This is a genomic window from Rathayibacter sp. AY1D1, from assembly GCF_002932635.1.
Lineage (GTDB): Bacteria > Actinomycetota > Actinomycetes > Actinomycetales > Microbacteriaceae > Rathayibacter.
On sequence record NZ_PSVY01000008.1, the window covers coordinates 22,771 to 47,963 of the forward strand.

Sequence of the window (25,193 nt, forward strand, 5' to 3'; positions counted from 1 at the left end):
CCCGCCGCGTCCGACTGGCGCGGCGCCTACCCGCGCTCGGCGACGATGCGGGCGATGCGCGCCGGGACGGTGTCGTCCTGGAGGCTCGTCACGTCTCCGAGCGGGCGGCCGTCGCGGATGTCGCCGAGCAGCCGCCGCATGATCTTGCCGGAGCGGGTCTTGGGCAGATCCGGCACCACCACCACGTCGCGCGGCTTGGCGATCGGACCGATCGCGACCGCCACGTGGTCGCGCAGGAGCGCCGAGAGCGTCGTGCCGAGCGCGGCCCAGTAGGCCGGGTCCTCCTCGGCGCGGTCGACGGCCTCGTCGGAGGGGATGACGAACGCCGCGATGGCCTGGCCGGTCGTCGCGTCGGCGACTCCGACGACTCCGGCCTCGCCGACGGCCGGATGGGCGACGAGTGCCGACTCGATCTCGATCGTGGACAGGCGGTGCCCGGAGACGTTGATGACGTCGTCGACGCGGCCGAGCACCCAGACGTCGCCGTCGGTGTCGTACTTCGCGCCGTCCCCCGAGAAGAACCACCCCTGGGACGCGTAGCGGGCCCAGTAGGAGTCGCGGTACCGCTCCGGGTCGCCCCACACGGTCCGGGCGAGCGCCGGCCCGGTCCGGTCGACCACGAGGTAGCCGCCGGAGCCGTTCGGCACCCGCTCGCCGTGCTCGTCCACCACGAGGACGCCGAGCCCGGGCAGGGCTCCGAGCGACGAGCCCGGCTTGAGGGTCGAGACGCCCGGCAGCGGGCACATCACCGCGGCGCCGGTCTCGGACTGCCACCAGGTGTCGACGATCGGGCAGCGACCGCCGCCGATCGCCTCGTGGAACCAGACCCAGGCCTCGGGGTTGATGGACTCGCCGACGGTGCCGAGAAGGCGCAGGCTCGACAGGTCGTACCGGGCGGGCACGCCCTCGGGGAACCAGGTCATCAGCGTCCGGATCAGCGTCGGCGCCGTGTAGTAGACGGTCACCCCGTACCGCTCGATGATCTCGAAGTGCCGGGCGGTGTGCGGGGTGCTCGGGGTGCCCTCGTAGATGACCTGGGTGAGCCCGTTCGAGAGCGGTCCGTAGATCTCGTAGGTGTGGGCGGTGACCCAGGCGAGGTCGGCGGTGCACCAGTGCACGTCGTCCGGCTTCGCGTCGAACACCGCCCAGTGCGTCCAGGAGGCCTGCGTGAGGTAGCCGCCGCTGGTGTGCACCAGCCCCTTGGGCTTCCCGGTCGTGCCGGAGGTGTAGATGATGAACAGCGGCGTCTCGGAGTCGAAGGCCTCGGCCTCGTGGACGTCGCTCTGCGCGTCGACCAGCTCGTGCCACCAGACGTCGCGGCCCGGGGTCCACGGGACGTCGGTCTCATCGGTGCGGCGGACGACGAGGACGTGCTCGATCGACGCGACGCCCTCGACCGCCCGGTCGGCGCTCGCCTTGACCGGCACCGCCGCTCCGCGCCGGAACTGCCCGTCCGTGGTGACCAGGAGCTTCGCGCCGGTGTCCTCCACGCGGAACCGCACCGCCTCGGCGGAGAAGCCGCCGAAGACGAGCGAGTGGATCGCTCCGATCCGCGCGATCGCGAGCGTGATGACGATGGTCTCGGGGATCACCGGGAGATAGACGACGACGCGGTCGCCCTTCCCGATCCCGAGCGCGGTCAGCGCGTTAGCGGCGCGGGAGACCTCGCGCTGGAGCTCGGCGTAGGTGATCGACCGCCGGTCGCCGCGCTCGCCCTCGAAGTGGAGGGCGGTCTTCCCGCCGCGTCCCGCGTCCACGTGGCGGTCGACGCAGTTGACGGCCACGTTCAGCCGTCCGCCCTCGAACCAGGTCGTGCGCGGCACCGAGAGCGAGCCGTCGGGCAGCGGAGCGGCAGGCTCCCAGCTGTGGGCGGTGTGCCACGGCTCCGCCCACTCGAGGCGGCGGGCGGCCTCCTCCCAGAACGCGACCGGATCGGCGGCGGCGCGCGAGTACTCCTCCGCGCCCGCGTTCGCCTGCGCGGCGAAGGCTGCGGGCGGGGGGAACCGGCGGTGCTCGTCGAGCAGGTTGGCGATCGTCCCGCTCACGCTCGGAGCTCCCTCCCCGGCGCTCACGCCCACTTCCTCACGGCGTAGCGCTGGAACACGCCGACGACGGCATCGGTGAGCTTGCCCAGCACGGCCAGCAGGACGATCGCCAGGAACACCCGGTCGATCCGGCCGTTGTTCTGGCTGTCGATGAGGCGGAAGCCGAGGCCCATCGAGGAGGCGATGAGCTCGGAGGCGACCAGGAACAGCCACGACTGGGCGAGCGCGAGGCGCAGCCCGGAGATCACGGAGGGGATCACCGCGGGCAGCTGCACCGTCGTGAAGAGCCGGACGCCCGAGAGGCCGAAGGCGCGGCCCGCCTCGACGAGGTGCCGGTCGACGTGGCCGAGCGCCGTGGCCACCGTGGTGAAGACGGGGAAGAACGCGCCGATCGTGATCAGCGTGATCTTCGACTCCTCGCCGATGCCCATCCAGAGCAGCAGCAGCGGGACCCAGGCCAGCGACGGGACCGCCCGGATCGCGCCGAGGGTCGGGCCGAGGACGACCTCCCAGACGCGGGAGAGCCCGAAGAGCGCGCCGACCACGAGCCCGAGCGCCGAGCCGAGCGCGAACCCGATGAGCACGCGCTGCGTCGAGATGGCGACGTCCTGGCCGAGGTCGCCGCGCTGGGCGAGGTCGACGCCGGCCGCCCAGACCATCGCGGGCGAGGGGAAGACCGCCACCGAGACCATCCCGGTCGTCGTCGCGATCTGCCAGGCGGCGAGCAGCAGCACGGGCAGGATCGCGCCTCCCGCGACCACGAACCACCGTCGCGTGGTGAGCGGGTGGGAGCGGTCCTCGCGGAGGCGGCGCTGGGAGGCCGCGACCGACGGGCCCGCCGTCACGAGTCCGGGCTCACCCGGCATCGGCGCGGACAGCGCGCTCCGCCGCAGCACATCGGCGTCGGTCGCGGTGTCGTCGTCGCGGATCGTCATCGTCGGTCTCCTCGGATCACGGGGTCGGGGGCGGAGGGCCGGACCCTCAGGCGCCGATGGCGCTCGGGTCGGCCGCCGAGGCGTAGGTGTCGTCGAGCAGCGAGTCGAGCGCGTCGTCGACCTGCTGCTGCGAGGCGACGTCGCCGTTCTCGACGAAGATCGGGCCGATCACGGCGAGCACGTCGGTCTGCGCGGAGCCGGGGACGTTGTCGACGTCGAGGTTGCTGCGCTCGGTGATGACCGTCGTCGCCACCGCCACGTCGAGGCCGGCGACGGAGGCGAGGATGCTCGCCGTCTCGTCCTGGTTCTCGAGCGCCCAGGCGCGGGCGTGCTCGTACGCGTTCACGACGGTCTGCGCGAGGTCCGGCTTCTCGGCGAGGAAGCTCTCGGTCGCGTTGAGCAGACCGTAGGAGTTGAAGTCGACGTTGCGGTAGAGCAGGGTCGCCCCGGCCGCCTCGGCGCCGGCCATGATCGGGTCCAGGCCCGCCCAGGCGTCGACGGAGCCGTTCTGCAGCGCCGCCCAGCCGTCGGCGTGCTGCAGGTTCTGCACCGTCACGTCGCCGATGCCCAGCCCGGCGGCCTCGAGCGCCTGCACCAGGAAGAAGTACGGGTCGGTGCCCTTGGTGGCCGCGATCTGCTTGCCCTTGAGCTGCTCGACCGACGTGATCGCCGAGCCGGCGGGGACGACGAGGGCCGACCACTCCGGCTGCGAGAAGATGTCGATCGTCTTGATCGGCGAGCCGTTCGAGCGGGCGAGCAGCGCGGCGGAGCCGGCGGTGGAGCCGACGTCGATCGCTCCGGCGCGCAGGGCCTCGTTGGCCTTGTTGGAGCCGGCCGACTGCACCCAGGCGACGGTGACCTGCTGCTCGGCGAGGGCGGCCTCGAGCCAGCCCTTCTCCTTGATGACCAGGCTCAGCGGGTTGTACGTCGCGAAGTCGAGCGTGAGCGTGCCGCCCTGAGTTCCTCCGGAGGCGGCGTCGGCGGTCGCGGCCGCCGCTCCTCCTCCGCCCTCGCCCTGCACGCAGCCCGCGAGGAGCGGGACGGCGGCGGCGGTGAGCAGACCGGCGAGAGCGGTGCGGCGGGTGAGCGGGGAGCTGGTGAACGACATGGGGGCCTCGGCTTCGGGGATGCGGTGACAGCGAGTGTGGACGCTGCAGGGGAGGGGCGGTGCGGGGAGGTGCTCGTGCGGTGGAGAGCGGGAGGAGGAGGCGGCTGGGGAGGGAGGTCGTGCCGCCCGGACCGTGCCGCCCGGGTGGAGGGATGCGGGTCGATCCGCCCGGGGTCAGTGCCGCTCGATGCCCAGCCCCGCGAGGAGCTCGGCCCGGTGCTCGGCGAGCTCCGCCGAGCCGCGGTCGCGCGGCCGCGCTCCGGGGACGGTGACGATCCGCTGGATGCGCGAGACGCCTCCGGGCTCGTCGCGCCCGAGGAGCACGATGCGGTCGGCCAGCTGGAGGGCCTCGTCGACGTCGTGGGTGACGAGCAGGATCGTCGCCGGAGCCGCCGCGTGCACGTCGAGCAGCAGGTCCTGCATCCGCAGGCGGGTCAGCGCGTCGAGCGCCCCGAAGGGCTCGTCCAGGAGGAGCACGCCGGGGTTCCGGGCGAGGGCGCGGGCGAGGGAGGCGCGCTGGGCCATGCCTCCGGACACCTCGCGGGGCCGCGAGCGGGCGTGCGCGGTGAGGCCGACCAGCGAGAGCAGCTCGTCGACGGCGGCGCGGGCCGCCGGGCGCGGGGTGCCGCGCGGCAGGCCGAGCGCGACGTTGTCGGCGATGCTCCGCCAGGGCAGCAGCCGCGGCTCCTGGAACGCCACCGCGCAGCGCGGGTCGATGCCGGAGACGGGGGCGCCGTCGATGAGGACGGACCCCTCGGAGGCGGTGTCCAGGCCCGCCGCGATGCGCAGCAGCGTCGACTTGCCGCAGCCGCTCGGGCCGAGGATCGCGATGACCTCGCCCGCGGCGGCCTCGAGCGTCACGTCCGTCAGCACGGGGGACCCGGGCGCGAAGGTGCGGCCGACCCCCTCGAAGCGCACGGGGAACGCCGACTGGCCGAGCTCGGCGTCGAAGGCCAGGCTCGTGCGGGCGGCGGGGGTGGCGGGCATGTCTCTCCGGGCAGCGGGACGGGCGGGCGGATCGTCCGATCGTACGGAGAGGCTCCCGGCGGCACAGCGGGGACCGACACGGGGAGTAACACAGGGGGTGGGACGCGGAAGGCCTCCCCGGTCCGCGGACGGGGGAGGCCTTCCGCCGGAGGGCTACGCCTGGACGAGCACGAGCTCCTCGAGGGGCAGGCGGGTGCGCGGCGCGGTCTCGCGCTCGCGGAGGGTCTCGTTCGCCAGCGCGTCGGCGTCGGCCGCGACTCCCACCGCGGCGATCGTCACCGGGTCGAAGCGCTCGTCGACGCCGAACGCGGCGCGGACGGCGTCCTTGTCGAAGCCGGCCATCTGGTGCACGTGCAGGCCCTCGTGGTGCGCCTGGACGCTGAGGTGGGCGATCGACTGGCCGAGGTCGTAGACGGCCCAGGGGCGCGGCTTCCCCTCGGAGTCGACGGTCTCGGCGAGCGCGACGACCAGGACGGCGGCGGAGCCGGCCCAGGCGCCGTTGAAGCCGGCGAGGGTCGAGACGATGCGGTCGAACTCGTCGGTTCCGCGGCGGGCGACGATGAAGCGCCACGGCTGCGAGTTGCTGGCGGACGGGGACCAGCGCGCGGCCTCGAGGAGGGACGCGAGGGTCTCGTCGGAGACGGTCGCGGTCGCGTCGTAGGAGCGGGGGCTCCAGCGCTCCGCGAGGACGTCGAGGATCGGGGCGCTGGTGCTGGCGGTGCGGGAGGCGGTGGCGGACATCGCGGGGCTTCTTCCGTGCGGGGGACTGGGGGAGGGGCTCCGTCGCCCGTGGAGCCCAACCGTGCCCGCCCCGCGGGCATTCCCTCGCGCGCACGGCAGGCGCCCGCGCGCGCGTTCGCCCACGGAGGAGCGGGCCGCCTCCGAGCCCCGGAACGGTACGGTGGGAGACGGCGTGGTCACCCCGCGCACCACCATCCACGACTCTGGAGGATCATCCATGGCCCAGCACTTCGACGTCGTCGTCCTGGGGGCAGGCCCCGGCGGATACGTGGCCGCGATCCGCGCCGCCCAGCTCGGCAAGTCCGTCGCCGTCGTCGAGAAGCAGTACTGGGGCGGTGTCTGCCTCAACGTCGGCTGCATCCCGTCCAAGGCGCTGCTGCGCAACGCGGAGCTCGCCCACCTCTTCCACACCCAGGCGAAGCAGTTCGGCATCTCGGGCGACGTCTCGTTCGACTTCGGCGCGGCGTTCGACCGCAGCCGCTCGGTCGCGGACGGCCGCACCAAGGGCGTCCACTTCCTGATGAAGAAGAACAAGATCGCCGAGTTCGACGGCGTCGGCTCCTTCACCGGCCCGCAGGGCCTCGACGTGCAGCTGAGCAAGGGCGGCACGGAGTCGCTGACCTTCGACGACGCGATCATCGCGACCGGCGCGAGCGTCCGCCTCCTCCCCGGCGTCGAGCTCTCCGAGAACGTCGTCACCTACGAGACCCAGATCATGACCCGCGAGCTCCCCGACACGATGGCCATCGTGGGCGCGGGCGCGATCGGCATGGAGTTCGCCTACGTCCTCAAGAACTACGGCGTCGACGTGACGATCATCGAGTTCATGGACCGCGCCCTCCCCAACGAGGACCCGGACGTCTCCAAGGAGATCCAGAAGCAGTACAAGAAGCTCGGCGTCGAGATCCTGACCTCGACCAAGGTCGAGTCGGTCGTCGACAAGGACGGCTACGTCACGGTCACCTACACCGCGAAGGACGGCACGCAGTCGACCCTCGAGGTCGACAAGGTGCTCATGTCCATCGGCTGGGTCCCCCGCACCGAGGGCTTCGGCCTCGAGAAGACGGGCGTCGAGCTCACCGAGCGCGGCGCGATCGCGATCGACGACCACATGCGCACCAACGTGCCGCACATCTACGCCATCGGCGACGTCACCGCGAAGCTCCAGCTCGCGCACGTCGCGGAGGCGCAGGGCGTCGTCGCCGCCGAGACCCTCGCCGGTGCCGAGACCCAGACCCTGGGCGACTACCGGATGATGCCGCGCGCGACGTTCTGCCAGCCGCAGATCGCCTCCTTCGGCCTCACCGAGAAGCAGGCGACGGACGAGGGACACGAGATCACCGTCTCGACCTTCCCCTTCATGGCGAACGGCAAGGCCCACGGCCTCGGCGAGCCCACCGGCTTCGTGAAGCTCATCGCGAGCAAGAAGTACGGCGAGCTCCTCGGCGCCCACATGATCGGCCCGGACGTCTCGGAGCTGCTCCCCGAGCTCACGCTCGCCCAGAAGTGGGACCTCACCGCGACCGAGCTGGCCCGCAACGTGCACACCCACCCGACGCTGTCGGAGGCGCTGCAGGAGGGCTTCCACGGCCTCAAGGGGCACATGATCAACATGTAGGGCTCGTCCCTCCACGGCCTCCGGCCCGCAGGATCCCGCTCGGCTCGTCCGCGGCGGATCCTGCGGGCCGGAGCCGTCTCCGGGGGCGTCCGCGGGGCTCCGGCGCCGCTCCCGCTACCGTGGCCCGATGGATCCGCGCCTGCTCGACCGCCTCGCCGCCGACGCCTGGCCCGCGCTCGTGCGGCGCCCCCTCGGCGCGTGGGAGCTGCGCGCCTCCGCAGGAGTCACCAAGCGCGCGAACTCGGTGCTCGCGTCCGGCGACGTCGTCGACCAGGAGGCGGCGCTCGACGCGGCGGAGGCGTTCGCCCGCGAGCACGGGTTCGCGCCCCTCGTGCAGATCGGGCCGCCGAGCCCCGCCGGTCTGACCGGGCTGCTCGCCGAGCGGGGCGCCGCGCCGATCGACCGGACGCTCGTGCTGACGGGTTCGGTGCAGGAGGCGCTCGCCGCCCTGCCCACGACGTCGGGGTCCGCGCCGTCGGTATCCGCGCCGCCGATATCCGCGCCGCCGATATCCGCGCCGCGGCCTCGCGTCCGGCTCGCTCTGGCTCCCGACGAGGACTGGCTCGCCCTCTGGTGGTCGGTGGACGGGCGCGGTGGCGCGGAGGAGCGTGCGGTCGCCGAGCGCATCCTCGCGGGCTGCCCTTCCTCCTACGCTCTCGCCGTCGACGGGGACGGCCCGGCCGCGACCGGCCGCCTCGCGCTCGTCACGGCGCCGGACGGCGAGCTCTGGGGCGGCCTCTTCGCGCTGGCGACCCGGCCGGACGCCCGGCGCCGCGGGCTCGCCTCCGCCGTGATCCGCGCCCTCCTCGAGGACGCGTCCGGCCGGGGCGTCGCGCGCTTCTGGCTCCAGGTGCTCGCCGAGAACGTCGGCGCGCGCCGCCTCTACGCGTCCCTCGGCTGCCGCGAGTCGTCCTGGTACGAGTACTGGCGCTGACCCGCTCGCGGAGGAGGAACGGGGTGCCCGGGTCAGGCGTTCGCGAGCACGGCGCGGGCGACGGCCTCGGCCTTCGCCGCGTCGCCGGTGACGGTCACGCGCCACCACACGTCGTCGGCGAGCGCGTCGATCTCGCAGACGCCCGCCGCGCAGCCGGTGAGGGCCTTCTCGCCGAAGCCGTCGAGCGGCTCGAGCGGGATCGCCAGGCCAGAGGTCAGCGAGAGGTTCCGCCAGCCGTCGTCGCCGTTCGGGAGCGCGTCGACCGTCACGCCCGAGTAGGCGGCGCTGGAGGCGTCGCTCCAGCTGCAGGAGGCGTACCCGGCCCGGGCGGCGGCAGCGGCCGACGCGGTGGTCGGCGTCCCGGTCCCCGTCCCCGCGGTCGCCTGCGCGAGACCGGCGGCACCGGACAGCTGCTCGGCCGTCAGGACCTCGGTGCAGACGGGCGCCGTCGCGGTGACCGGCTCGTCGAGGGTGCCGAGCGCGGCGGAGGCGGTGCCGGTCGCCAGCGCGGCGAGGTCGACGGCCGCGGGGGCGCCGCGCAGCTGCAGCGTCACCCAGGTGGCGCCGGCGAGCAGGTCCAGGTCGCAGCTGCCGTCGGTGCAGGAGCCGTAGGCCTCGACGGCGGTCTCGAGGCGCGGGCCCGGACGGCCGGCGAAGGCCTCGGCGGCGTCGTCGACCGCGGCCGCGGTGATCGAGGCGTCCTCGTCGTACCAGGCGCAGCGGAGCACTCCGCCGTTCTCCTCCGCGGCCTCGCGGATCAGCTCGCCCGAGGAGCGCGTCGTCACCTCGCGGCTGCCCTCGAGAGCGCTGCGGGAGACCCCCAGCGCCGAGGCCGCCCGTGTGGCGGGGAGGAGGGAGTCGCAGCCCAGGCGGGTCGAGGCCGTGGGCGAGGGCGTCGGAGTCGCGGAGGGAGTCGGAGTCGCGGACGGAGTCGGAGCGGCGGTCTCGGACGCCGACGGGGTGGCCGCGACGTCCGAGCGCTCGGCCGACGTGCAGCCCGTCAGCGCGACGAGAACGGCGAGCGCGGCGCCGACCGTCGCCTGGCGCGGGAGGCGGGCCCTCACGCGGCCAGCTCGCGCTGGATCGCGGCCGTGAACGCGTCGATGTCGTCCTCCGTCGTGTCGAAGGAGCAGACCCAGCGGACCTCGCCGGTCGCCGGGTTCCAGTCGTAGAAGCGGTAGGCGGCGCGGAGCCGGTCCGCGACTCCGGGCGGCAGCGTCGCGAACACCGCGTTGGCCTGGGTCTGCTGCGTGAACTCGAGCCCGGTGATCCGGCAGGCGGCGATCGCCTCCTCGAGCCCCGAGCGCAGGCGCGCCGCCATGGCGTTCGCGTGCCGGGCCGAGCGGAGCCACAGGGGCTCCTCCTCGCCGCCGTCGCCGAGCAGGGCGAGCAGCTGCGCCGAGATGAAGCGCATCTTGGAGGACAGCTGCATGTTGGTCTTGCGGAGGAAGGTCAGCCCGGTCGAGGCCGCCGGGTCGAGCACGACGATCGCCTCGCCGAGCAGGATGCCGTTCTTGGTGCCGCCGAACGAGAGCACGTCGACGCCTGCGTCGGTCGTGAAGGAGCGCAGGGGCAGGCCGAGGGCGGCCGCGGCGTTCGCGATGCGCGCCCCGTCCATGTGCAGCCGCATGCCGAGGCCGTGCGCGTGGTCGGCGAGCGCGCGCACCTCCTCCGGGGTGTAGACGGTGCCGAGCTCGGAGGACTGGGTGATCGAGACCACGAGCGGCTGGGCGCGGTGCTCGTCGCCGAAGCCCCACGCCTCCTGGTCGACCAGCGCCGGGGTCAGCTTGCCGTCGGGCGTGGGGACCGTGAGGATCTTGATCCCGCCGACCTTTTCCGGCGCTCCGCCCTCGTCGGAGGTGATGTGCGCGGTGCCCGCCGAGACGACGGCGCCCCACCGCGGCAGCATCGACTGCAGGCCGGTGACGTTGGCGCCCGTGCCGTTGAAGACGGGGAAGGCCTGGGCCTGCTCGCCGAACTCGCGGCGGAACGCCTCCTGCAGGCGCTCGGTGTAGACGTCCTCGCCGTAGGCGATCTGGTGCGCTCCGTTGGCCGCGGCGATCGCGGCCAGGACCTCGTCGTGCACTCCGGAGTAGTTGTCGGAGGCGAAGCCGCGGACGTCGGGATCGTGCAGAGCGCTCATCCCTCCATCTTCGCAGCCCGCCGCCCGGAGGAGCCCCGGAGGCGCCCGCCGAGACACCCCTCCTGCCTCCCGCATGTTTCGGGCAGGTGAAAGGACGACGACCCGAAAGCCGATCTCCGTCAAGAAGTTGGTATCGGCTGGGAGGCAGGCCACTCTTGACGTATGCGCATGGACACGACGGGAGCTGTCCGCGACATGCCCGCCCCTCCCGGGGTGGACGAGATCGCGGCTCGCTTCGGCGATCCCGTCCTCGCGTTCGCGCCCCAGCCGAGGCTGGAGGAGTTCGCCGCGGCGCAGACGATGGCGCTCGGCCGCTTCGTCGAGATCTCGCTCTCGTACTCGTTCTACAAGAACCCGCGCAACCGCGCCGACCCCGTCAACCACGTCCCGCTGACCCCCGAGCAGAAGCGCGCGATCGAGCGCGCCGAGAACGACCACCTGCCGCCGTGGATGGTCGACCAGGTGACGCGGATGCGGTACCCGGTGCTCTGGGAGGCGGTCCGCACCTCCGTGCCGATCCCCGCCGAGCGCAGCCGGCCCCTGGAGTCTCGCCTCGCGGCCCACATGGGCGACGTGCTCCGCAACACCTTCCCGGGCCGCGTGCGCAGCCGCCGCGGCGGGATGCCGGTGGTCGCCGCCGCCCTCCGCGACGAGGACGTCGTGCGGGGCGTCCCGGTGATCGTGGACGGGGAGGCGCTGCGCGGCTACCGCGTGGACACCGATCCGGACGTGGTCGCGATCGGCGCCCGCGTCGACGGCCGCTACATGACGGTCGTGCTCGACCGGAAGATCGTGCCGGAGATCCGGATGGAGTTCGTCCGCCGCACCCCGCCGCGCCCGGCCTCGAGCCAGCCCCGGCGCTGACCGCCCGGCCGACCGCTCAGGGGCGCCCCGGCACCGCGATCCCGTGCTCGTAGGCGAACACGACCGCCTGGATCCGGTCGCGCACGCCGAGCTTCATCAGGATCTTCGAGACGTGCGTCTTCACGGTCGCCTCGCCCACGAACAGCTCGGCCGCGATCTCGGCGTTCGACCAGCCCCGCGCCAGGTGCACGAGCACCTCCCGCTCGCGGTCCGTCAGATCGGCCACTCCGGGGTGGTCGGCGGCGGTCGGCGTGCGCTCGGGCACGGACGCGAACCGCTCGATCACGCGCCGGGTGACGTCGGGGGCGAGCATCGCGTCGCCGCGGGCGACCACCTGCACGGCCTCGACCAGCTCCTCCGGCGACGCGTTCTTGAGCAGGAACCCGCTGGCGCCGGCCGAGAGCGCCTCGAAGAGGTAGTCGTCGCGGTCGAAGGTGGTGAGGATGAGCACCCGCGAGCACAGGCGCGGGTCGGCCACGATCTCGCGGGTCGCGGCCAGGCCGTCGAGCCCGGGCATCTGCACGTCCATGCAGATCACGTCGGGGCGCAGCTCGGAGGCGCGCTGCAGGGCCTCGAGCCCGGTGCGGGCCTCGCCGACCACCCCGATCCCCGGCTCCGACTCGAGGATGATGCGGAAGCCCACGCGGACGAGCTCCTGGTCGTCGACGAGCAGCACGCGCACGTGCTCGGTCATGGGCGGCCCCCGCTCGCTCGCTCCTGACGCCCCCGCGACGTCTCCGACGACGGTACCGGGTCGTCGGCGTCCGGCACGCTCGCCCGGACGGGGGACAGCGGCACCCGGGCGTGCACGAGGTAGCCTCCGCCCCTCGGCCCCATCTCGATCCAGCCGCCGACCGCGGCCGCGCGCTCGCTCATGCCGGTGTGCCCCAGTCCGCAGGAGGCGGGAGCGCTCGGGTGCGGGCCGGACCCGCCGTCGTCGGCGATCTCGAGCTCGACCGCGTCGGGGGCGTAGCGGAGGCGCACCTCGGCGTGCGCGCCGCGCCCCGCGTGCTTGCGGACGTTCGTGAGCGACTCCTGCGCGATGCGGTAGAGGCTGAGCCCCACCGTCGCGGGGATCTCGCGGGGCGTGCCGAGGGTGAGGAAGACGGTGGGCAGGCCCGACCCGCTGGACGCCGCGACCAGCTCCTCGAGCTGGGCCACCCCGCGGGTGGACGCGGCGTCGGTGAGCGGATTCGGGACCGCGTCCTCGGCGCGCAGCGCGACCAGGATGCGGTGCAGCTCCTCGATCGCCGAGCGCGCGTCGCCCTCGATGGCGCTGAGCGATGCCGCCGCCCGCTCCGGATCCCGCGCCAGCACCCGCCGCGCCGCTCCCGCCTGCACGCCCATCACGCTGACGTGGTGCGCGACCACGTCGTGCAGCTCGCGCGCGATCCGCAGCCGCTCGGAGGACACGGCCTGCCGCGAGGAGCGCTCCCGCTCGTCGTCGAGCTCGGCCGTGCGCGTCTCGAGCGCCTCCAGCCGGCGGGCCGACTGCCACGACGCCTCGCCGAAGACGTAGGCGCTGCCGAAGTAGAGCAGGTTCGACACGACCGCGAGGGCCGACTCCGCCGCGTAGGGCGAGAGCAGGCCGGGGGAGTCGTCGACCGGCACGGAGCTGCCGAAGTACTCGCCCGTGGCGAGGGTGGTGAGCAGCCAGCCCAGCATCCCGACCGCGATCGCCACTCGGACGACGAGCGCCGTGCGCCGGTTCCGGCCCCACGCGCCGACCGTGTAGAGCGCGAGGAACAGGCAGATCTGGCCGAAGAGCGACTCCGGCACCTGGAGCACGATCCCGAGCGCGTAGACGACGGAGAGCCCGGCCGCCACGCTCGCGGGGAACCGGCGGCGCAGCGCGAGGGGAAGGGTCATCAGGACGGCCCAGTGGGCGCTGACGACGGGGTGCGCCGCGTCCGGGAAGCCCGCCGAGGAGTACAGCGCGACGGAGACGATCGTCGCCACCAGCAGGATCCCCGCGGTGACCGCATCGCGCACGTATCCGGCCCGGCTCGGCGCTCGCCGGATCCAGCCCGCGTCGAGCGGGTCCGCGGCTCCGTCACCTGAGGGCATGCGCCCCACGCTAACCGACGCCGGTCGGACGGGGCCCCGGGAGGCGGAGGAGCGCACCCCGCCACCTCCCGGGCGCGACGTCAGTCCCGGCCGGTGATGCCCCGGGTCGAGGCGATGACGTCGCCCATCTTCTTCCCGAGGGCCTCGTAGAACATCGACAGCGGGAACTCGTCGTCCAGCACCGCGTCGGTGAGCCCGCGCGGGGCGCCGAGCAGCACCTCGTCCGGGAGCCCGCGGGCCCAGGCGGAGGCGGGGTGCGGAGCGAGAGTGGCCGCGATCAGCTCGTGCGCGGCCAGCCAGTGCGCCGTCTTCGGCCGGTCGATCGAGCGCCAGTAGAGCTCGTCGATCGCGTCCGAGAGGGCGACGACCACGTCGGCGACGCCGTCCCACTCGAACGCCAGCCGGGTGTCGGTCCAGTGCAGGACGCCGTGCTGGTGCAGCCAGGCGAAGAGCAGCTGGCCGCCGAGGCCGTCGTAGTTGCGCACCCGCGACCCGGTGAGCGGGAAGCGGAAGAGCCGGTCGAACAGGATCGCGTACTGCACGAAGCGCGAGCGCTCGGCCAGCGCCTCCTCCTCGTCGTCGCGGCGGTCGAGCGCGCCGAGGCGGCGCTCGATGGCGACGGCCTCGCGGAAGGCGGTGAGGTCGCACCGCAGCTCCTCCAGCGAGTAGAGGAAGAAGGGCATCCGCTGCTTGATCATGAACGGGTCGAACGGCAGGTCGCCGCGCATGTGGGTGCGGTCGTGGATGAGGTCCCACATCACGAAGGACTCCTCCGCCAGGCGCTGGTCGGCCACCAGGCGCTGCGCGTCCTCCGGGAGCTCGAGACGGGTGATCCGGGCCGCCTCCGTGACGACGCGGCGGAACCGGGCCGCCTCGCGGTCGGCGAAGATCGCGCCCCAGGTGAAGGACGGGACGGAGCGCATCGCGACCGTCTCGGGGAACAGCACAGCGCTGTCGGTGTCGTAGCCGGCGGTGAAGTCGACGAAGCGCACGGGCACGAAGAGGGCGTTGGAGTAGTCGCCCGCCTCCAGCTCGGCGACGAACCGCGGCCAGACGACCTCGACGAGGACGGCCTCGACGTGGCGGTCGCGGCTGCCGTTCTGGGTGTACATGGGGAAGACGACGAGGTGGCGGCGGCCGTCGACGCGCTCGAGCTGCGGCTGGAACGCGGTGAGCGAGTCGAGGAAGTCGGGCAGGCCGAGTCCGCCGGCGCTCCAGCGCTCGAGGTCGACGACCAGCGCGTCGAGGTACGCGGCGTCGTGCGGGAACGCGGGGGCGAGGGTGCGGACGCCGGCGACGATCCGCTCGACGAGGGTGCGCGCCTCCTCGAGCCGCTCGGGATCGGCGAGCGAGCCGTCCTGGGACTGGAGCGGCTGCAGCCCGGCGGCGGCCGCCTTCAGGTCGAGCCAGGCGGCGGACTCCTCCACGCGGTCCTCGACGACCTCGGGTTCTCCGACGACGGTGCTCTGCACGGCTTGCGACATGGTGATCCTCCTCACGCTGGTGATACGGGGCTGCAGGAGCGGAACGCGCTCCGACTCCGAGCGTATGGGCTCGTGCGCGCGCTTTTCTTGCGTCTCAGCGGAGCGAAGCGGCGATCTCGCGGGGGCGGGCGCACGTCTCCGCCGCCCCTCGGAGGCCCCGCGGTCAGCGGCTGCCCAGGTGTTGTGCAGGTGCCACCCCCCGTCCGGGGCTAGATTCCTCACCGCTTCCGTTTCCCTCCCCTGATCGGGTCGAAAATGGGGCGACACCGTGTCCGCATCCCGAGTGCGGAGACATCCGATCGGACAGGCGCGCCGAACACCCTGGCGGCGCGCTCGATCGGCGAGCCATCCTGAGAGAGAGGATCGGAGCGCGTGACGGGACCCGAACCCGGAAGCGACCAGAGAACAGCCAGCATCGACCACCACCCCGAGAACCTCCGCCTGCTCCCCTGGCCGCAGGCGGACGCCTCCGTCCTGCGCGACACCCTCGCGCACGCGGGCGGCGGACTCGAGAGCGAGAGCGAGATCCTCGTGCGCCACGACCGCTACCTGCGCGGTTGGGCGGACGGCGACGCGTTCTTCTACGTGGTCGAGCTGGACGGACTCTCCGTCGGCTCCATCGGCTATTGGTACGGCTGCTCGCGCGGCGTCGTCGCCTACGAGGCGGCGTGGAGCATTGCTCCGCACGCCCGCGGCATCACCGCGGCCTCCGTGCGGATGCTGCTCGAGGAGGCGGCGGCGTTCCCCGTGCCCCGCTTCGTGCACGCCTTCGTGGCGGAGAGCGACCTGGACGCGGGCGCGACCTGCGTCGAGGCCGGCTTCGACCGGATCGACCTCGTCGAGCAGGGCGAACCGCCGGAGCTCTACGTGGACTGGGCGTTCGACCTGGCCGCCGTGGCCTGATCAGATCCCGTGGCGCTCCAGCCACGGCCGCAGCACCGCGAGGAACTCCTCGGGGTGCTCGAGGCCGGGCAGGTGCGCCGCGTCCTCGAGCACGTGCAGCTCGGCACCGCCCACCTCGGCGGCGAGGTGCTCGCAGACCGGCAGCGACTCGGAGAGGTCGTGCGCGCCCGCCACGACGAGGGTCGGCACGGCGATCTCCCCGAGCCGCTCGCCCGCCGGCCCGGAGGGATCGATCGGGCGGGGGGCCTCCGCCTCGTGGCCGACGCCCGTGAGCGCGAGCTCCCGGACCCGCGCGAGGAACTCCGGACCCACGTCGTCCGCGGAGCGGTCGGGACCCACGGCCCAGAGCTCCGCCTCGACGATCGCCGCGGCCTCCCGCTCGCCCGCGAGCTCCAGCGCCTCGACCTCCCCGAAGCGCCGCTCCTCCTCCGCCGTCAGCGCGGGGTAGTCGAAGCCCGCCAGGCCCGGCGCGATCACGACCAGGCCAGTCACCCGCTCCGGATGCTCGAGCGCCAGGTCGAGCGCGAGCGTCCCGCCCCGCGAGCAGCCGACGACCACCGCGCGCTCGACCCCGAGGTGGTCGAGCACGTCCAGGGCGTCCCGGCGCGGGTCGTACTCCACGTCCTCCGTGCTCGTTCCGCCCGCGCCGCGGACGTCGTAGCGGACCACCAGCCGGTCGCGCGAGAGGTCGGGGACGAGCGGGTCCCACATCCGCAGGTCGGCGATGCCCGCGTGCACGAGCAGCAGGGCGGGCGCGGAGGCGTGGCCGTCCGCCTCCCAGTAGAGGCTCGCGCCGGGGACCTCGAGATGCGGCATGCCGCACACCGTAGGCGCGTCCCGCCGGCGCTGCAACGCCCGGCCACTGCCTAGGGTGGAGGCGCGACAGCGGACGGGCCGCGGCGGGGAGGCGGCGGCGTGGAGGGCGTGCTCACCGGCTTCTCGATCATCGGGGTCGTCATCGCGGTCGGCTACCTGATCGCGCGGTTCCGGATCGTCCCGCCCGAGAGCCGGCTGATCCTGTCGCGGATCGCCTTCTTCGTCACGACGCCGGCGCTGCTGTTCACCGTGCTGTCGCGGGCCGACGTCTCCGTCCTCTTCTCCTCGTTCCTGCTCGTCTCGCTCCTGACGGTGCTGACCGTCGCCCTGCTCTACGTGCTGGCCTCGCGGCTGCTCTTCCCCCGCCCGCTGCCGGAGACGGTGATCGGGACCGCGGCCTCCTCCTACGTCAACGCCAACAACATCGGGCTGCCGGTCGCCATCTACGTGCTGGGCGATCCGCAGTGGGTGGCCCCGACGCTCCTCCTGCAGCTGATCGTCCTCGCGCCGACGATCCTGACGCTGCTCGACGTCTCGACGAGCGGGCGGACCTCGGTCGGCGCGATCCTCACGCAGCCGCTGCGGAACCCGATGATCATCGCCTCCGCCCTCGGCCTCGTCGTCGCCCTCACCGGCGTCGAGCTGCCCGCGCCCGTGCTGCAGCCGTTCTCGATCATCGGCAACGCGTCGATCCCGCTGGTGCTGATCGCCTTCGGGATGTCGCTGCGCGGGCAGCGGCCGCTGGAGGCGGGGCCGGCGCGGGTCGAGGTGGTCGTCGCCTCCGTGCTCAAGTCGCTGGTGATGCCGGCGGTCGCGCTGCTGCTGGGGCGCTTCGCGTTCCACCTCGACTCCGAGCACCTCTTCGTGGTGACGGTGACCGCCGCGCTGCCGACCGCGCAGAACATCTTCACCTTCGCCTCGCGCTACGACCGGGGCGTCGCCGTCGCCCGCGACACGGCCCTCGTGACCACGGTCGCCGCGGTGCCCGTGCTCATCGGGGTGTCCCTCCTGCTGGGCTGAGCGGAGCAGCATCCCCGGCTCCCGCTCGGGCCCGGCGGAGGCGCCGGACGGCCCGCGCATCCGCGTCGCGTGTCCCTCGTCCTGGGACGGGGCCGGTGGCGCGGGCCCGGTCGCACTCCGCCGACCGTCGCTTAGGCTCTCTCGAATGAGCACCACCACGTCCGCCGACCGCTCCGCCCGCGGCAGGCCGCGCCGCCGTCGCGGCCTCTGGATCACGCTGATCGTCCTCCTGGTCCTGCTGATCGGCGCCGTCGTCGCGGTGCTCCTCGGCGTGCGCACCTACGACAAGGCGATGACCGTCCGCGACAAGCTGACCGAGGCGATCCCGCTGGTGTCGCAGGTGACGGACAGGCTGACGACGTTCGACACCTCCGGGGCGGAGGAGACCGCGGGCCGGATCGCGACCCTCACCGGCGAGGCGCGCGACGAGACCGAGGACCCGGTGTGGCGGGTGATGGAGGTGGTGCCCGTCCTCGGGCCGAACCTGTCCGCGGTCCGCGCCGCGACCGAGATCGCCGACGACGTCTCCGGCCGGATCGTCACGCCGCTCTCCACGACCTCGCTCGACATCCTCAAGCCCGTCGACGGCAGGGTCGACCTCGCGGCGATCACCGAGCTGTCGCAGAAGATCACCGTCGCCAAGGAGGTCGTCGACGCGGCGCAGACCCGCGTCGAGGGCATCGACCGCGGCCCGCTGGTGCCGCAGGTCGCCTCGGCCCTCGACTCCTTCACTCCGCAGCTGGCCACCGCGACCGCGGCGATGGAGCAGGTCGAGCCGCTCACCGCGATCCTCCCCGACTCCCTCGGAGCGTCCGGTCCACGCCACTACCTGGTGATGTTCCAGAACCTGGCGGAGTCGCAGGCTCTGGGCGGCGGCGCGTCGTCGGTGATGCAGCTCGACGTCGACGGCGGCGCGATCTCGATCGGCCGTCAGCTGGGCAGCGGCGACTTCCGCGGTCTGGCGCCCGTCACCGTCGACCAGAGCGCGCTCGACACCATCGGCGAGAACATGGCGACGACCTTCAACGTCTCGACCAGCCGCCCCGACTTCCCGACGGCCGCCTCGATCGCCTCGCAGTTCTGGGCGCAGAAGTTCCCCGAGCAGAGGATCGACGGCGTCCTCGCGATCGACCCCGTCGCCCTCTCCTACCTCCTCGGCTCGACCGGGCCCGTGACCCTCACCGACGGCACGGTCCTCACGAGCGAGAACACCGTCTCGACCCTGCTCAACGAGGTCTACTTCCGCTACCCGGAGTCGGTCGTGGCCGAGCGCACCGACGAGTTCTTCTCGGAGGCGAGCGCGACGGTCCTGGGCAAGATCCTCGGCGGGGAGATGGAGCCGACGAAGATGCTCCCGGCGATCGTGAAGGCGGTCGACGAGAGCCGCATCCTCGCCTACAGCTCCGACGCCGACGAGCAGGCGCTCCTCGCGCCCACGCCGATCGCGGGGGTCCTGCCGCAGACGACGACCGACGGCACGACCACCGGAGTGTTCTTCCAGGACGCCTCGGGCGGCTCGAAGATGGACTACTACCTGAGCACGGCGGTCACGCAGTCGAGCGCGGGCCGGTGCGCCGCCTCGGGCGCGGTCTTCACCACCTCCGTCACCGTGACCAACACGATCTCGAAGGCGGTCGCTCGGACGCTGCCCGGCTACGTCGCCGCGGCCGGCGGGCGCGGTGCGTACCCCCTGGGCGACTTCGTCACCAACATCTACGTCTACGGCCCTCCCGGGACCACGGTGTCGAGCGCGGCCTGGGCCGACGGCACCGGCTACGGACCCGAGAGCCTCGACGACCTCGGCCGTCCCGTCTCGAAGGTCGCCGTGCAGCTCTCGCCCGGCCAGTCCGAGACGTTCGACGTGCAGTTCAGCGCCGGCGACGCCTCCGGCTTCGGAGACCAGGCCGTGCGGGTGACCCCGATGATCAACCCCACCGCGGTGACGCTGAACGACGAGCCCGCCTGCGGCTGACCTCGCCGGCGGTCGGCGCCCCGGGTCGGTGCTGGACCAGCGCTGACCGCGCCGACCGCTGACGCGCCCCCGGTCGGTGCTGGACCAGCGCCGCCCGCCCGACCGCTGACGCGCCCCCGGGTCGGTGCTAGACCAGCGCCGACCCGGGGATCGAGCTCGTCACGAGCGAGGAGGCGAGGAACGCGGTGGCGATGCAGAGCACGAACCCGATGACCGGCACGAGGAACGCGCGACGGCCCACGAGGTAGCGCACGACCGTCACGGCCACGGCGATCAGCGTCAGCGCGGGCGGCCCGATCAGCGCGATCGAGACGCCCCAGTCGATCCGGTCGAAGTCGCAGGCGAAGTTCTGGCCCTCGCACTGCGCGGGGAAGACCGAGAGGATCGCGGCGAGGTAGCCGAGCACGATCGTCAGCAGGCCGAGGGCGAGGCAGCCGAGGATCGAGAGCACGAGGTCCCAGCGGCGCCGGCGCGGCTTCCCGGCGGCGATGATCTCGCCCACCGAGCGGTAGGCGTCGGACCGGAACTCGTCGTGCGCGGCTCCGGGACGGGCGGTCGCGGGGCGGGCGGTCGCAGGGCGTGCCGTCGCGGGTCGGGCGGCGGGGCGGGAGGCGCCGGCCGAGGCGGCCTGGGCCCGCGCGCGCTTCTTCTTCGACGAGGCCATGCTCAGAAGATCATCGGGCGGTCGTCGTCGAGGGTCGTCTCGAGGTCGAGGTCGACCACCACCGGGACGTGGTCGCTCGGGGCGTCGCCCTTGCGCTCGTCGCGGTGGATCGAGGCGCCGGTGACGAGCTCGCCGAACGCGGGGGAGCCGAGCACGAAGTCGATCCGCAGCCCCTCGTTGCGCGGGAAGCGGAGCTGCTTGTAGTCCCAGTAGGTGTAGCCCTCGGGCACGAGCGGGCGGACGACGTCGCGCAGGCCCGCGTCCTCGAAGGCGGCGAAGGCGGCGCGCTCGGGGATCGAGACGTGCGTGGATCCGGGGCCGAGGCTCGGGTCGCCCACGTCGCTGTCGAGCGGCGCGACGTTCCAGTCGCCGACCAGAGCGAGCGGCAGGTCGGGCTCGGCGGCCAGCCACTCGCGGGTGCTCGCCTCGAGGGCCGCGAGCCACTCGAGCTTGTAGAGGTAGTGCGGGTCGTCGACCGCGCGGCCGTTCGGGACGTAGAGGCTCCAGACGCGCACGCCGTCGACCGTGGCGCCGATCGCGCGGGCCTCGAGCGGGAAGGAGCCGTCGGCCGCCGCCTCCTTCGCGAAGCCGGGCATGCCCGGGAAGCCGATCTGCACGTCGTCCATCGGCAGGCGCGAGGCGATGCCGACGCCGTTCCACTGGCTGAGCCCGACCATCTCGACGTGGTAGCCGGCGTCGGCGAAGGCCTCGTGCGGGAACTGCTCGGGCTTGCACTTGAGCTCCTGCATGGCGAGGACGTCCACGTCCTCGCGCACGAGCCAGTCGACGACGCGGCCGGTGCGGGCCCGGATGGAGTTCACGTTCCAGGTGGCGATGCGCATCCTGGAAGTGTAGGAGCCGCCGCCGACACGTCTCCTGCGCGTCCTCCGCGCGTCCCGGCGGCCGCGGGCCGGGGGAGTCATCCCCTCGGCGGATTGCGGAACCGGTGTCGGTGGTCGATGGTTGTCTAGCGCCGTCCCGACCGGCCGTTCGTTGTGCCGTCCGGACGCCGCCGCCGCCCGCGCCGTGCGGGCCCGACGGGCTCCCCGGCGCTCCGCGCTCCCCAGCCCGGTCCACTCCCCTCCCGCTCCTGCTCCGCCCCTCCGGAGGACCCATGATCCTGCTCCGCCTCGCCTCCGCCTACGCGAAGCCCTACGCGCGCTGGGTGGCCGCCGTCGTCGTGCTGCAGCTCGTCGCGACGCTCGCCGCGCTCTACCTGCCGAGCCTCAACGCCGAGATCATCGACCAGGGCATCGGCCGCGGCGACACCGACTTCATCTGGGGCACCGGCATGACCATGCTCGGCGTCTGCGTCGTGCAGGTCGCCGCGGCGATCGGAGCCGTCTACTTCGGCGCCCGCACCGCCATGTCCGTCGGCCGCGACCTGCGCCGCGACGTCTACCGCCGCGTCGACTCGCTCAGCGGGCTCGAGGTCGGCGGCTTCGGCACGGCCACCCTGATCACCCGCGGCACGAACGACGTGCAGCAGGTGCAGATGCTCGTGCTGATGACCCTCAACTTCATGGTCTCCGCGCCGATCATGTGCGTCGGCGGCATCGTCTTCGCCCTGCGCGAGGACGCCGGCCTCTCCTGGCTGGTCTGGGTGTCGGTGCCGCTGCTGTTCGTCGTGGTCGGCTTCCTGGTGTTCCTGCTGCTGCCGCTGTTCCGCCTCATGCAGGACCGGATCGACGGGATCAACAGCGTGCTGCGCGAGCAGATCACGGGCATCCGCGTGGTGCGCGCCTTCGTGCGCGAGCCGTTCGAGTCCGAGCGGTACCGCAAGGCCAACGCGGCGATCACCGAGGTGTCGATCAAGGTCGGCAACATCTTCGTGCTGATGTTCCCCGCGATCATGATGATCCTGCACCTGGCCACCGCGGCCGTGCTGTGGTTCGGCGGGCAGCGGGTCGACGCAGGTCAGATGCAGGTGGGCTCGCTCACCGCGTTCCTGCAGTACCTCCTCCAGATCCTCACCGCCGTGATGATGGGCGTCTTCATGGTGATGATGATCCCGCGCGCGGTCGTCTGCGCCGAGCGGATCCAGCAGGTGCTCGACGCCCGCACCAGCCTCACCACGCCCCAGGGCGGAGTCCCGACGCCCGCGCGCGGCCGCGTCGAGTTCTCCGGGGTCGTCTTCGGCTACCCGGGCGCCGAGCGCCCCGTGCTCTCGGGCATCGACATCGTCGCGGAGCCGGGCCGCACCACGGCCGTCGTCGGCTCCACCGGCGCCGGCAAGACCACCCTGCTCGGCCTCGTGCCGCGCCTGTTCGACCCGCAGGAGGGCACCGTCACGATCGACGGCGTGCCCGTCTCCTCCCTCGACCGGGCGCAGCTCGCCGAGGTGATCGGGCTCGTGCCACAGCGCCCCTACCTCTTCTCGGGGACGATCGCCTCGAACCTGCGCTTCGGCCGCCCCGACGCGACGGACGCCGAGCTGTGGGAGGCGCTGCGCATCGCCCAGGGCGAGGACTTCGTGCGGAGCAAGGAGCACGGGCTCGACGAGCCGGTCTCGCAGGGCGGCACCAACGTCTCCGGCGGGCAGCGCCAGCGGCTCTGCATCGCGCGCGCCCTCGTCGCGAAGCCGCGGGTCTACCTGTTCGACGACTCGTTCTCGGCGCTCGACGTCGCGACCGATGCGCGGCTGCGGGAGTCGCTGGCCGACGCCACCACCGACGCGACCGTGATCATCGTGGCCCAGCGGGTGTCGACCATCCGCCACGCCGACCAGATCGTCGTGCTCGACGCGGGCCGCGTCGTCGGCCGCGGCACGCACGACGAGCTCCTCGAGACGAACGCGACCTACCGCGAGATCGTCGAATCCCAGCTGAGCGTCGAAGGAGTGTCCTGAGATGGCGCGCACACGCGACACCACCGTCCCCGAGGAGACGACGTCCCCTGAGCCCGAGCCCGAGTTCGAGCCCGGCGAGGGCGACGGCGGCATGTTCGGGGACGGGCCGCCCGCCCGCAAGGCGCAGAACTTCTGGCCCTCGGCCAAGCGCCTCTTCTCGCTGCTCGGCCCCGAGCGCGCTCGGATGGTCCTCGTGGTCGCCCTGGTCTCGCTGTCGGTCGTCCTCACCGTCATCGCGCCCAAGATCCTCGGGCAGGCGATGGACACGATCTTCAACGGCGTGATCGGCTCGCAGCTGCCCGCCGGCGTCCCGCTCGAGCAGATCATCGAGCAGCAGCGCGCCTCGGGCAACGGCACCTTCGCCGACATGCTGGCCAAGACCGACATCGTGCCCGGCGCGGGCATCGACTTCGTGGTCCTCGGCCGCCTGATCATCATCGTGCTGCTGATGTACGTCGTCGCGTCGGTGCTCATGTGGGCACAGGGCTACATCCTCAACGGCCTCGTGATGCGGGTGGTCTTCGACCTCCGCCAGGACATCGAGGCGAAGCTCAACCGCCTCCCGCTGCGCTTCTTCGACACCCGGCAGCGCGGCGACGTGATGTCGCGCGTCACGAACGACGTCGACAACATCCAGACGGCGCTGCAGCAGGCCTTCTCGCAGCTGGTGCAGTCGGTGCTCACCATCATCGGCATCGCCGCGATGATGTTCATCGTCTCGTGGCAGCTCGCGCTGATCGCGCTGATCTCGATCCCGCTCTCGGGCGTGATCGCAGGCGTGATCGGCGCCCGCTCCCAGAAGCTCTTCGCCGCCCAGTGGAAGAACACGGGCGCGCTCAACGGCCACATCGAGGAGACCTTCTCCGGGCTCGAGATCGTCCGCGCCTTCGGCCGCGACCGCGAGATGCTCGAGGAGTTCGACCGCCGCAACGACAGCCTCTACACCGCCTCGTTCGGCGCCCAGTTCGTCTCGGGCATGATCATGCCCGCGATGACCTTCGTCTCCTACCTCTCCTACGTGCTCATCGCCGTGGTCGGCGGCCTGCGGGTCGCCTCCGGTCAGCTGACGCTCGGCGACGCGACCGCGTTCATCCAGTACTCGCGCGAGTTCACCCAGCCGGTGACCCAGCTGGCGAGCATGGCGAACATGCTGCAGTCCGGCGTCGCCTCGGCCGAGCGCACGTTCGAGCTGCTCGACGCCGAGGAGCAGGAGCCGGAGACGGCGACCGCGTCGCTCCCGCAGCGCACCGACGGCCACGTGGAGTTCGAGGGCGTCTCGTTCTCGTACGACCCGGAGCAGCCGCTGATCGAGGACCTGACCTTCTCCGCGCAGCCCGGGCAGACGGTCGCCATCGTCGGTCCGACCGGGGCGGGGAAGACCACGCTGGTCAACCTGGTCATGCGCTTCTACGAGCTCACCGGAGGGCGCATCCTGCTCGACGGCGTCGACATCACGAGCCTCGCGCGCGGCGATCTGCGCTCGCGCGTGGGCATGGTGCTGCAGGACGCGTGGCTCTTCCAGGGCACCATCCGCGAGAACATCCGCTACGGGCGCCTGGACGCGACCGACGAGGAGATCGTCGACGCGGCGAAGGCCACCATGGTCGACCGCTTCGTGCGCCAGCTGCCCGACGGCTACGACACGGTGCTGGACGCCGACGGCGGCAGCGTCTCGGCGGGCGAGCGGCAGCTGATCACGATCGCGCGCGCGTTCCTCGCGAACCCGTCGCTGCTGATCCTCGACGAGGCCACCTCCTCGGTCGACACCCGCACGGAGCTGCTCGTGCAGCACGCGATGAACGCGCTGCGCACCGACCGGACCTCGTTCGTCATCGCGCACCGGCTCTCCACGATCCGCGACGCCGACACCATCCTGGTGATGGAGTCGGGCCGGATCGTCGAGCAGGGCGCGCACGAGGCGCTCCTGAAGCAGCGCGGCGCCTACTACGAGCTCTACATGACGCAGTTCCGCGGAGGAGGCGACGAGGCGGGCGAGCACGCCGCAGCGGGCGCGCTCCCGAGCGGGGGAGGGGTCGCCCCGTAG

Annotated in this window: 21 protein-coding genes; 8 read left to right on the forward strand and 13 right to left on the reverse strand. The window is 72.9% G+C overall.

What is annotated here, in order from left to right; translation table 11 throughout:
* Positions 1-26 precede the first annotated feature (26 nt).
* The 5 genes from acs to C5C56_RS07775 all read right to left on the reverse strand — a co-directional run bounded on the left by acs (position 27) and on the right by C5C56_RS07775 (position 5,816).
* Entirely contained in the window at positions 27-2,045 is a 2,019-nt protein-coding gene (gene acs / locus C5C56_RS07755; protein WP_104288816.1) for an acetate--CoA ligase, read from the reverse strand.
* A 23-nt stretch (positions 2,046-2,068) separates the two neighbouring features.
* The gene (locus C5C56_RS07760) at positions 2,069-2,980 is read right to left on the reverse strand and encodes an ABC transporter permease (protein WP_244229541.1); all 912 of its coding nucleotides are present in this window, start codon (positions 2,978-2,980) and stop codon (positions 2,069-2,071) included.
* Between the two features lie 46 nt (positions 2,981-3,026).
* Positions 3,027-4,088, reverse strand: coding sequence for an aliphatic sulfonate ABC transporter substrate-binding protein (locus C5C56_RS07765; RefSeq protein WP_104269041.1), 1,062 nt, complete (start codon positions 4,086-4,088; stop codon positions 3,027-3,029).
* Positions 4,089-4,262: 174 nt separating this feature from the next.
* Positions 4,263-5,075: an ABC transporter ATP-binding protein gene (locus tag C5C56_RS07770; protein WP_104222820.1), complete on the reverse strand. Its 813-nt coding sequence runs from the start codon at positions 5,073-5,075 to the stop codon at positions 4,263-4,265.
* Between the two features lie 153 nt (positions 5,076-5,228).
* A complete protein-coding gene (locus C5C56_RS07775) occupies positions 5,229-5,816 on the reverse strand; it encodes a nitroreductase family protein (RefSeq protein ID WP_104260960.1) in 588 nt (195 codons plus the stop codon).
* Between the two features lie 217 nt (positions 5,817-6,033).
* Here C5C56_RS07775 and lpdA point away from each other — a divergent pair, with 217 nt between their 5' ends.
* Together lpdA and C5C56_RS07785 are read left to right on the forward strand one after the other, a co-directional pair.
* Positions 6,034-7,434: a dihydrolipoyl dehydrogenase gene (gene lpdA / locus C5C56_RS07780; RefSeq protein WP_104222818.1), complete on the forward strand. Its 1,401-nt coding sequence runs from the start codon at positions 6,034-6,036 to the stop codon at positions 7,432-7,434.
* Between the two features lie 127 nt (positions 7,435-7,561).
* A complete protein-coding gene (locus C5C56_RS07785; RefSeq protein ID WP_104319344.1) occupies positions 7,562-8,368 on the forward strand; it encodes a GNAT family N-acetyltransferase in 807 nt (268 codons plus the stop codon).
* Positions 8,369-8,400: 32 nt separating this feature from the next.
* On the opposite strand, the gene C5C56_RS07790 is transcribed toward C5C56_RS07785, so the two are convergent.
* Entirely contained in the window at positions 8,401-9,432 is a 1,032-nt protein-coding gene (locus C5C56_RS07790; protein WP_104319345.1) for a hypothetical protein, read from the reverse strand.
* On the reverse strand, positions 9,429-10,511 hold the full coding sequence (locus C5C56_RS07795) for a low specificity L-threonine aldolase (RefSeq protein WP_104319346.1): 1,083 nt from the start codon (positions 10,509-10,511) through the stop codon (positions 9,429-9,431). The genes C5C56_RS07790 and C5C56_RS07795 overlap by 4 nt, the downstream gene beginning before the upstream one ends.
* Before the next feature lie 168 nt (positions 10,512-10,679).
* On the opposite strand from C5C56_RS07795, the gene C5C56_RS07800 reads away from it, so the two are divergent.
* Positions 10,680-11,375, forward strand: coding sequence for a hypothetical protein (locus tag C5C56_RS07800; RefSeq protein ID WP_104239200.1), 696 nt, complete (start codon positions 10,680-10,682; stop codon positions 11,373-11,375).
* Between the two features lie 16 nt (positions 11,376-11,391).
* On the opposite strand, the gene C5C56_RS07805 is transcribed toward C5C56_RS07800, so the two are convergent.
* The 3 genes from C5C56_RS07805 to C5C56_RS07815 all read right to left on the reverse strand — a co-directional run bounded on the left by C5C56_RS07805 (position 11,392) and on the right by C5C56_RS07815 (position 14,926).
* Positions 11,392-12,069, reverse strand: coding sequence for a response regulator transcription factor (locus C5C56_RS07805; protein WP_104319347.1), 678 nt, complete (start codon positions 12,067-12,069; stop codon positions 11,392-11,394).
* Positions 12,066-13,442, reverse strand: a complete 1,377-nt coding sequence (locus tag C5C56_RS07810; RefSeq protein WP_104260958.1) for a sensor histidine kinase — start codon at positions 13,440-13,442, stop codon at positions 12,066-12,068. Before C5C56_RS07810 ends, C5C56_RS07805 begins: the two co-directional genes overlap by 4 nt.
* 80 nt (positions 13,443-13,522) lie before the next feature.
* Entirely contained in the window at positions 13,523-14,926 is a 1,404-nt protein-coding gene (locus C5C56_RS07815; RefSeq protein WP_104319348.1) for a DUF6421 family protein, read from the reverse strand.
* A 372-nt stretch (positions 14,927-15,298) separates the two neighbouring features.
* Here C5C56_RS07815 and C5C56_RS07820 point away from each other — a divergent pair, with 372 nt between their 5' ends.
* On the forward strand, positions 15,299-15,829 hold the full coding sequence (locus C5C56_RS07820) for a hypothetical protein (protein ID WP_104222811.1): 531 nt from the start codon (positions 15,299-15,301) through the stop codon (positions 15,827-15,829).
* Here C5C56_RS07820 and C5C56_RS07825 read toward each other — a convergent pair whose 3' ends face one another.
* On the reverse strand, positions 15,830-16,645 hold the full coding sequence (locus tag C5C56_RS07825; protein WP_104319349.1) for an alpha/beta fold hydrolase: 816 nt from the start codon (positions 16,643-16,645) through the stop codon (positions 15,830-15,832). It abuts the gene before it with no gap.
* A 99-nt stretch (positions 16,646-16,744) separates the two neighbouring features.
* Between C5C56_RS07825 and C5C56_RS07830 the strand changes: the two genes are divergently transcribed.
* Both C5C56_RS07830 and C5C56_RS07835 read left to right on the forward strand, forming a co-directional pair.
* Positions 16,745-17,665, forward strand: a complete 921-nt coding sequence (locus tag C5C56_RS07830; RefSeq protein ID WP_104222809.1) for an AEC family transporter — start codon at positions 16,745-16,747, stop codon at positions 17,663-17,665.
* Between the two features lie 145 nt (positions 17,666-17,810).
* Entirely contained in the window at positions 17,811-19,637 is a 1,827-nt protein-coding gene (locus C5C56_RS07835) for a DUF4012 domain-containing protein (protein WP_104247973.1), read from the forward strand.
* Positions 19,638-19,764: 127 nt separating this feature from the next.
* On the opposite strand, the gene C5C56_RS07840 is transcribed toward C5C56_RS07835, so the two are convergent.
* Positions 19,765-20,301, reverse strand: coding sequence for a hypothetical protein (locus tag C5C56_RS07840; protein WP_104225727.1), 537 nt, complete (start codon positions 20,299-20,301; stop codon positions 19,765-19,767).
* 2 nt (positions 20,302-20,303) lie between these two features.
* Positions 20,304-21,143: an exodeoxyribonuclease III gene (locus tag C5C56_RS07845; RefSeq protein WP_104225726.1), complete on the reverse strand. Its 840-nt coding sequence runs from the start codon at positions 21,141-21,143 to the stop codon at positions 20,304-20,306.
* 272 nt (positions 21,144-21,415) lie between these two features.
* Here C5C56_RS07845 and C5C56_RS07850 point away from each other — a divergent pair, with 272 nt between their 5' ends.
* Both C5C56_RS07850 and C5C56_RS07855 read left to right on the forward strand, forming a co-directional pair.
* The gene (locus tag C5C56_RS07850) at positions 21,416-23,149 is read left to right on the forward strand and encodes an ABC transporter ATP-binding protein (protein WP_104247972.1); all 1,734 of its coding nucleotides are present in this window, start codon (positions 21,416-21,418) and stop codon (positions 23,147-23,149) included.
* A 1-nt stretch (position 23,150) separates the two neighbouring features.
* Positions 23,151-25,193, forward strand: coding sequence for an ABC transporter ATP-binding protein (locus C5C56_RS07855; protein ID WP_104319350.1), 2,043 nt, complete (start codon positions 23,151-23,153; stop codon positions 25,191-25,193).

Bases quoted from the DNA above. Each gene is read 5' to 3' on its own strand.
- C5C56_RS07810 (WP_104260958.1), bottom strand. From the start codon at position 13,442: ATGCCCTCAGGTGACGGAGCCGCGGACCCGCTCGACGCGGGCTGGATC.
- C5C56_RS07800 (WP_104239200.1), top strand. From the start codon at position 10,680: ATGGACACGACGGGAGCTGTCCGCGACATGCCCGCCCCTCCCGGGGTG.
- lpdA (WP_104222818.1), top strand. From the start codon at position 6,034: ATGGCCCAGCACTTCGACGTCGTCGTCCTGGGGGCAGGCCCCGGCGGA.
- C5C56_RS07855 (WP_104319350.1), top strand. From the start codon at position 23,151: ATGGCGCGCACACGCGACACCACCGTCCCCGAGGAGACGACGTCCCCT.
- C5C56_RS07760 (WP_244229541.1), bottom strand. From the start codon at position 2,980: ATGACGATCCGCGACGACGACACCGCGACCGACGCCGATGTGCTGCGG.
- C5C56_RS07840 (WP_104225727.1), bottom strand. From the start codon at position 20,301: ATGGCCTCGTCGAAGAAGAAGCGCGCGCGGGCCCAGGCCGCCTCGGCC.
- C5C56_RS07815 (WP_104319348.1), bottom strand. From the start codon at position 14,926: ATGTCGCAAGCCGTGCAGAGCACCGTCGTCGGAGAACCCGAGGTCGTC.
- C5C56_RS07775 (WP_104260960.1), bottom strand. From the start codon at position 5,816: ATGTCCGCCACCGCCTCCCGCACCGCCAGCACCAGCGCCCCGATCCTC.
- C5C56_RS07850 (WP_104247972.1), top strand. From the start codon at position 21,416: ATGATCCTGCTCCGCCTCGCCTCCGCCTACGCGAAGCCCTACGCGCGC.
- C5C56_RS07845 (WP_104225726.1), bottom strand. From the start codon at position 21,143: ATGCGCATCGCCACCTGGAACGTGAACTCCATCCGGGCCCGCACCGGC.
- C5C56_RS07835 (WP_104247973.1), top strand. From the start codon at position 17,811: ATGAGCACCACCACGTCCGCCGACCGCTCCGCCCGCGGCAGGCCGCGC.
- C5C56_RS07795 (WP_104319346.1), bottom strand. From the start codon at position 10,511: ATGAGCGCTCTGCACGATCCCGACGTCCGCGGCTTCGCCTCCGACAAC.
- C5C56_RS07770 (WP_104222820.1), bottom strand. From the start codon at position 5,075: ATGCCCGCCACCCCCGCCGCCCGCACGAGCCTGGCCTTCGACGCCGAG.
- C5C56_RS07765 (WP_104269041.1), bottom strand. From the start codon at position 4,088: ATGTCGTTCACCAGCTCCCCGCTCACCCGCCGCACCGCTCTCGCCGGT.
- C5C56_RS07825 (WP_104319349.1), bottom strand. From the start codon at position 16,645: ATGCCGCATCTCGAGGTCCCCGGCGCGAGCCTCTACTGGGAGGCGGAC.
- C5C56_RS07785 (WP_104319344.1), top strand. From the start codon at position 7,562: ATGGATCCGCGCCTGCTCGACCGCCTCGCCGCCGACGCCTGGCCCGCG.
- C5C56_RS07805 (WP_104319347.1), bottom strand. From the start codon at position 12,069: ATGACCGAGCACGTGCGCGTGCTGCTCGTCGACGACCAGGAGCTCGTC.